Genomic DNA, 6,334 nt, shown 5'->3' on the forward strand with positions numbered 1-6,334 from the left:
GGCGGGGCCACCGCCGCCGGTGCCGTCACCGGAGCGGTCACTCCTCGGACAGCTGCCGGTTGATCCTGCCGATCTCCTCGATCATCCGGACCCGGACCGGGTGTTCCAGAGCGAGCACCGCGTCCAGGGACCAGTGCAGGTAGTACGCCACGTACGCAGCCTCTTCCCAGAGGCGGTCGGCTGCGTACGTCAGCATTCCCCCGGGGCATCACCGGAGACGTCCACCGCGAACTCGTGGCTGCACTCGGGGCAGGCCACCGCGGCTTCGGTGGTCCCCTGCTGGTTGATGCGGCGGTAGAGGTCCTGCAGGAAGGCCAGGTCGGAGGCGAAGAGGTTCTCGATGACGTAGCCGGTGACCTCGGGCAGGTCACCGAGCGCGATGACGGTGCGCTCCAGCAGCAGGACGGTCAGGTACGCCGGATTGCCGCGGACGCGGGAATCCGACTGGGGGCTGATCTCGTCGCGGGCGGTTGCCAGGCGCATCACGCCCTCGCGGTGGACCGTGCCGTTCTGGTCGACGTATCCGCGGGGCAGGGTGAACGGGTATTCGGTGCGCAGGGTGGTGTCGATCATGCCGACACCCGCTGGATGCTCTCGCACACGAGGGTGGTGGTCTCCATGAGGACCTCGGTCGCGCCGGCCTTCAGGGCGCCGATCTCCAGCTTGGAGGGCCAGGCGTTGAAGAGGTAGTAGCGGGCCACCGGCTTGCCGTCGAAGCTGTACATGACCAGCGAGCAGCTGCGCCGGGCGGTGGTGATGTTGCCGGCGAGCACCGACTGGTGCCAGGCCCACAGCTCCATGCCGCCGGTCTTGCCGCGGCGCAGCACGACCGTGGGCGGCTTCGCCTTGCCGGGCAGCTTCTTGAAGATGACTTCCTTGTCGTTGGAGGACAGGTAGTCGACGGGCTCCACCTCGGTGGTGATGCCGGAGAGTTCGGAGAACGAGGCGATCTCGTGTCCGTCGATGGTGATGGAGAAGCGTGCCGCGGTGAGGGCGTCGTGGTCTCCGAGTCCTGCCGTCATGGCGGTCTCCCTTCATGCGTGTACGGATGGGGGTGCGGGGCGTGGCGGCCCGCCGCGCCCGGGCGGGGCGCTCGGCGGGCCGCCGGTCGGACCGTGCTACTCGTCGAGCGAGGCGCCTTCGGAGTACTGGGAGATGCGGAAGACCACGAACTCGGCGGGCTTGACGGCCGCGATGCCGACCTCGACGGTCAGGACACCGCGGTCACGGCTGTCCTCGGGGTTGTTCTCGTCGTCGCACTTCACGTAGAAGGCGTCGTCGGGCGTGCGTCCGTAGAGCGCCCCGTCGCGCCAGACCCCGCGCAGGAACATCGTGATCGTCCGCTTGACGGAGTCCCACAGCTTGGGGTCGTTCGGCTCGAACACCACCCAGTTGGTGCCGCGGAGGATGGAGGTCTCGACGAAGTTGAACAGGCGCCGGACGTTGAGGTAGCGCCACTCGGGGTCGCTGCTGAGCGTCCGCGCTCCCCAGACGCGGATGCCCTGGCCGGGGAAGACCCGGATGCAGTTGACGCCGATCGGGTTGAGCAGGTCGTGCTCGCGGCGGGTGATGGCCAGTTCAAGGTTGAGGGGGCCTCGTACGGTCTCGTTGGCGGGTGCCTTGTGGACCCCGCGCGTGTCGTCGCTGCGCGCCCAGATGCCCGCCATGTGTCCGCTCGGCGGTACGAACCGGGGCTTGCCGGTGGCGGGGTCCATCACCTTGACCCACGGCCAGTACAGGGCCGCGTACTTGGAGTCGTAGCCGGCCTCGTCCACCCGCCAGTCCCGCACCTGCTGGGCGTTGAGCCCGGCGGGGGTGTCGAGGACGGCGACGCGGTCGGACATCAGCTCGCAGTGCGCGATGACGGCGAGCTGGACCGCCTTGGCGCCGTCCCGGTCCAGCAGACCGGACTCGAGCGCGGCCATGGCGTCCGGCACGGCCACCATGGTCACCTCGTCCACGGCCTCCAGCGCGGCGATGCCGGTCCGGGCCAGGGCATCCCCGATGAAGTCCGCGGGGCTGAGGGTGGCGGCCGCGGGGGCGGCATCCGCACCGCCCGCGCACTGCGCCCCTTGCTGGGCGGGCGCGCCGGCACCGTCCACCGGCTCCAGGCGGATGAGCTTGGAACGCTGGTTGACCGCGGCTGCGGCCTTGGCGGGGGCGAGCTTGTCGAAGCCCTCCACGGGCCGGCCGTCCTGGAGGACGGTGAGCTTGAAGGAGCTGTCGTCCCGCTCGTGTGCCGGCTCCGTCACGACCCGCAGGCCGTTGCCGGCCGCGCCTGCCCGGGCAGCCTTGACCAGCAGCGCCGGAGCGCCCTGCGCGTCGTGCAGGACCGCCGTGGCGGCCACCGGCTCACTGACCTCGTCGGTGGCCTCGATGCGCACGATGTACGCGCTCCCACCCCCGTTGAGGAAGTAGCCGTACACGCTGTGCGCGAGGTGGGAGCCTTCCGTGAACTCACCGAAGGTCTGCGCGAACTGGGTCCAGTTCGTCACGAGCGTGGGCTCGTTGACCGGCCCCTTCTCGGTGAGTCCGACGAAGGCGCACACGGCCGTGCCGACTCCCTCGATGGGCTTGGACCCGGACGGGACTTCCTCGACGTAGACGCCTGGTGACAGGTAACTGGGCAATTCGTCCTCCGACGTTCGTTTCTCGTGGTTATACGATCACCCGGCCGAGGGCTCGTGAGCAGAAGCAAACGGGTGGCCCGGCGTCTCCTGAACCGCCCTTTCGGGAAAGCCCCGACGTGCAGGCCGAAAGGGCACCGGAAACGTGCAGCGCGAAAGGGCACCGGATCGGCATGGCGTCCTGTCCGTCCGCCGGCCGCGGGAAAAGACGGGGCGACGCAGAATTCCGGGCATGATTCTCAGCGACGCCACCACTTCCCTGCGCCGGCTGCTGCAATCCCTGCTGCCGGACGGCGAGCCCGTCTTCTCCGGCTCGCCGGACCACTGGCGGACGACGGCGGCCACCCGTCCGGCCGGCCTCGGCCTGTTCCTGCACAGGATCGAGGAGGTCCCGACCGGAATGGGCGGCGACTGGTACGACGTGCGCGACGGCGGGGGACGGGTCGTCGCCCGCGGCGGCCCGGCGCGCCGCTTCCGGCTCTCCTACCTGCTGTGGGCGTGGTCCGCGGACGATCCGCAGGAGGAGGAGCGCCTGCTCAGCGACGCCCTCTGCCTCCTCGCCGGGCACCAGACCCTGCCGGCCGCATGTCTGGCCGGCTCACTCGCGGACGGTCCGCCGGCCCGTCTGGCGCTGGCTCCCGAGGGCCAGGCCGGTCCGGGAGGCGTGTGGGGCGCCACAGGTCTGGGAACCCGCACGACCCTCCCGGTGGTCCTGACCGCCGACCTGCTGCCCGCCCTCACCGACCCGGCACCGCTGGTCAAGGAGCGCCGCCTGCACACGTCGCCGTCGGCGTCCCGGCGCGCAGGGGCGGGCCACGGCACCCTGTCCCGCGACGAGAACGGGGGGTGATCGGGGTGGAGGCGTACGTCGAGGACTACCGTTACGTCGTCAGGCTCCACGAGGCGAGCGAGCAGGCGTTCCACGACGCCCTGCACTTCGCCCGCATCATGTATCCGGGATCGGGGACGAGCCCTTGGAAGGGGCTCTTCGACGGCGCCTCGGACATCTACTACACGCACTTGGCGGACGACCGCCTCAAGACCGCAGTCACCGCCTTCTCCGGCGCTCCCGACTCACAGAACTCCCAGGCTCTCTGCCGGGCCATGGAATTCGCCCTCCGGCAGTTCACGAAGGAGTTCACGGAGAACCATCTCGCCAAACGGACCGAATACTGGCAGGCGGTCCGGGACTACTACGCGAGCAATCCCGGGATGACGCCGGCGGGCCGGTGCGACGACCTGAAGAAGGTCCACGAGGCGGTCGCCCGGTTCCTGGAGCAGCTCAACACGATCGCGCAGCTGATGGAGCGCAGTCGCCGGGACCTCTTCACCGGCTTCTGCGACGTCGACCTGCCGGGGCTCACGGCGGAGATGTCCTACTGGTCCGACTACATCGGCCAGTGGTTCAACCACGTCTGGTCGTGGATCCCGGTGGAAGGGAGCCCCGCCGCTCAAGGAACCAGCGCCCACCAGCAGACCGCCACCACGACCGCCTCGCCCCAGGCCACGGCCGCTGCCGGCCCCGCCGCCCCGCAGCAACAGCCGGCTGCCTCCGCACCGAGCAGGCAGCACTCCCCTTCGGCGCTGGGGGCGGTGACGGCCCCCAGCCGCCCCGTGGTCCCCAAGGTCGAAAAGGCGCCGACCCGCAAGAGCGCCGAACGCGGCATGGGCCGCAGGATTCGCATCCTCGGCCGCCTCTTCAGCCGCGAGACCGACAGCCTCGGCCCGGATGCCGAGCGGATCGCCAACGCGCTCAAGTACAACCGGATGACGATGCTGCTCCTGCTCCGCCGCATCCGAAAGGACATGATCGGGGTCGGCAGTGCCGTCGAGGAGTTCCACAAGATCGTCGGCGCCTCCGTCCCCTGGGCCAAGGACGCGTATCCAGCCCGCGTCGACGCCATGCTGCAGCAGCAGCTCAACGCCGCCGAGGACGCGGTCGAGGCACTCAAGGAGTGCGAGGAAATGATCAGGGACGGTGGCAACTCCGGAGCCCTGGTTCACGCCGCGGACGCGGCCGAGGAGTGCAACATCGCCCTCAGGGCGATCGGCAAGCACCTCGACAAGGCCATCGTCGACGCCGTCTCACCCCGTTTCGCCCTCCGCCTGCTCGACCAGAACAAGCAGGAGATCCTCGCCACCTCGCACCCGCGCGCCGTGCAGGATGACCTCAGGACCATCTCCGCGCTGGCGCAGAAGGCCGGCCGCAGGGTCCACAGGATCGTGGAGCGGATCAACCAGATCGTCACGGACAAGGACTTCACCCGCAAGCACCTCGCCTTCCAGGGCGTCGAGCGCATCACCGGCTACGCGGTCCGGCAGGAGTCGATCTCTCCACAGTGCATGAACATGATCGAGGACGACATCCGCAGGGCGAACAGGAAGGCGAGGACACTCACCCGCTGACCTCAGGGCCCGTCCAGCGGTGTGTGCGGGACCGCACGCTGCGGCAGTGGTTGCTCGCCCGTGTCGCGCAACGTCCACGCGTAGCGCAGGCGGGCTGTGGGCGGTCCCGGCCGGGGCGTTGCCGTGCCAGTCGAAGTCCAGGCCGATGGTGTACAGGCCCCCGGAACCGACGGCTTGGAAATTCTCAACCGAAGGGCGGCCGGTGCCCACCGCGACTCTCGGAGCCGGTCACGGTCGGGCGCAGCCTCGTGAACAGCGGCTCGAAGTCCGACCGAACCGATCGCCTCGCCCTCGTACGCCACGGCAGCGCCGCGTACGGCTCCGGGGCATCAGTACCACCCGTGCTGCTGCCAGAAGGTCCAGGCGCCCTGGGGGCTGCCGTAGCGCGAGTTCATGTAGTTCAGAGTCCATTTGAGCTGGGTCGTCGGGTCGTCGTGCCAGTTGGGGCCGAAGGAGGCCATCTTGGAGGCGGGGAGTGCCTGGCCGAGCCCGTACGCGCCCGAGGAGGCGTTGACGGCCCGCGGGTTCCAGCCGCTCTCGTGCGCGACGACCTGGTCGAAGGCCGCGTACTGGGTCGCGTTCGGTACCAGCTGGTGCGCGATCTGCCGGGGGCTCAGAGTGGCCGCCTGGGCCGGTGCCGCACCCATCAGCGCGCCGCCTGCGAGAACGACGGCCGCGGCGGCCGTGAGGCCCGCGGTGGTCTTCTTGCTGCGGAAGATACGGGGCATCGGGACGCGAGACATGAGGGGGCCTTCCAAGAGGGGTTCGTGAGAGCGGTCCGCGGTGCTCCGCCGGCTCCGGCCGGGGTTCTCGGACCGCTCACTCCGTTCTAGCCAGCGGCCCGGCGGCGGGCAAACACCTCTGGCTGCTAAGCCCTTTCGTAGCCGGGCGCGGTGCGCCCCTCTCGGCCGAAACGCGTCGGCGCGCAGGTGACGGCGGCAGTCAGGCTCCCGCGGCGCCGCTACTACGCACCTACGTACATGGACCAAAGTCCGTGACCCAGGTCACACCGAGGGCGGGTCGACTGGAGAAAGCCCAGGTGAGACGTGCCGGCCGAGCGGGTGGCGGACGCCTCCCCCGGCCGGTCCTCCGACCGGGGGAGGGGCGCGCCCGGCCGCGGTGATGCAATCGACCTTTGCTCAGGTTCCGCCGAACCGGACCCCGGGGTCGGCCTGAGAGACGAACGATCGCAGGAGAGTCCAGACAATGTGCGGAATCGTCGGTTACATCGGCAAGCGCGACGTGGCTCCGCTGCTGCTCGAAGGACTGCAGCGGCTGGAGTACCGGGGCTACGACTCGGC

7 protein-coding genes are annotated in these 6,334 nt (G+C 69.9%); 2 read left to right on the plus strand and 5 right to left on the minus strand.

The genetic code is table 11. The annotated features are described in order from the left end of the window. Positions 1 to 37: 37 nt before the first annotated feature. The 4 genes from ACIF6F_RS36660 to ACIF6F_RS36675 form a co-directional block, all read right to left on the minus strand. Positions 38 to 196 (minus strand): DUF6760 family protein, encoded by a 159-nt coding sequence (locus ACIF6F_RS36660; protein WP_399957876.1) that lies wholly within the window; start codon positions 194 to 196, stop codon positions 38 to 40. Then, the gene (locus ACIF6F_RS36665) at positions 190 to 573 is read right to left on the minus strand and encodes a hypothetical protein (protein WP_399957879.1); all 384 of its coding nucleotides are present in this window, start codon (positions 571 to 573) and stop codon (positions 190 to 192) included. Before ACIF6F_RS36665 ends, ACIF6F_RS36660 begins: the two co-directional genes overlap by 7 nt. Beyond that, the gene (locus ACIF6F_RS36670; RefSeq protein WP_399957881.1) at positions 570 to 1,022 is read right to left on the minus strand and encodes a phage tail protein; all 453 of its coding nucleotides are present in this window, start codon (positions 1,020 to 1,022) and stop codon (positions 570 to 572) included. The genes ACIF6F_RS36665 and ACIF6F_RS36670 overlap by 4 nt, the downstream gene beginning before the upstream one ends. A 96-nt stretch (positions 1,023 to 1,118) precedes the next feature. Continuing rightward, complete coding sequence (locus ACIF6F_RS36675; protein ID WP_399957883.1) at positions 1,119 to 2,630, minus strand: phage tail sheath family protein; 1,512 nt, start codon at positions 2,628 to 2,630, stop codon at positions 1,119 to 1,121. Between the two features lie 229 nt (positions 2,631 to 2,859). On the opposite strand from ACIF6F_RS36675, the gene ACIF6F_RS36680 reads away from it, so the two are divergent. Continuing rightward, positions 2,860 to 3,477, plus strand: coding sequence for a Pvc16 family protein (locus ACIF6F_RS36680; protein ID WP_399957885.1), 618 nt, complete (start codon positions 2,860 to 2,862; stop codon positions 3,475 to 3,477). Beyond that, the gene (locus ACIF6F_RS36685; RefSeq protein ID WP_399957888.1) at positions 3,474 to 5,033 is read left to right on the plus strand and encodes a hypothetical protein; all 1,560 of its coding nucleotides are present in this window, start codon (positions 3,474 to 3,476) and stop codon (positions 5,031 to 5,033) included. Before ACIF6F_RS36680 ends, ACIF6F_RS36685 begins: the two co-directional genes overlap by 4 nt. Positions 5,034 to 5,362: 329 nt before the next feature. On the opposite strand, the gene ACIF6F_RS36690 is transcribed toward ACIF6F_RS36685, so the two are convergent. Then, positions 5,363 to 5,776, minus strand: a complete 414-nt coding sequence (locus ACIF6F_RS36690; protein WP_399957891.1) for a transglycosylase SLT domain-containing protein — start codon at positions 5,774 to 5,776, stop codon at positions 5,363 to 5,365. Between the last annotated feature and the right edge of the window lie 558 nt (positions 5,777 to 6,334).

The sequence above is a fragment of the Streptomyces sp. NPDC086023 genome (assembly GCF_044540325.1).
Lineage (GTDB): Bacteria > Actinomycetota > Actinomycetes > Streptomycetales > Streptomycetaceae > Streptomyces.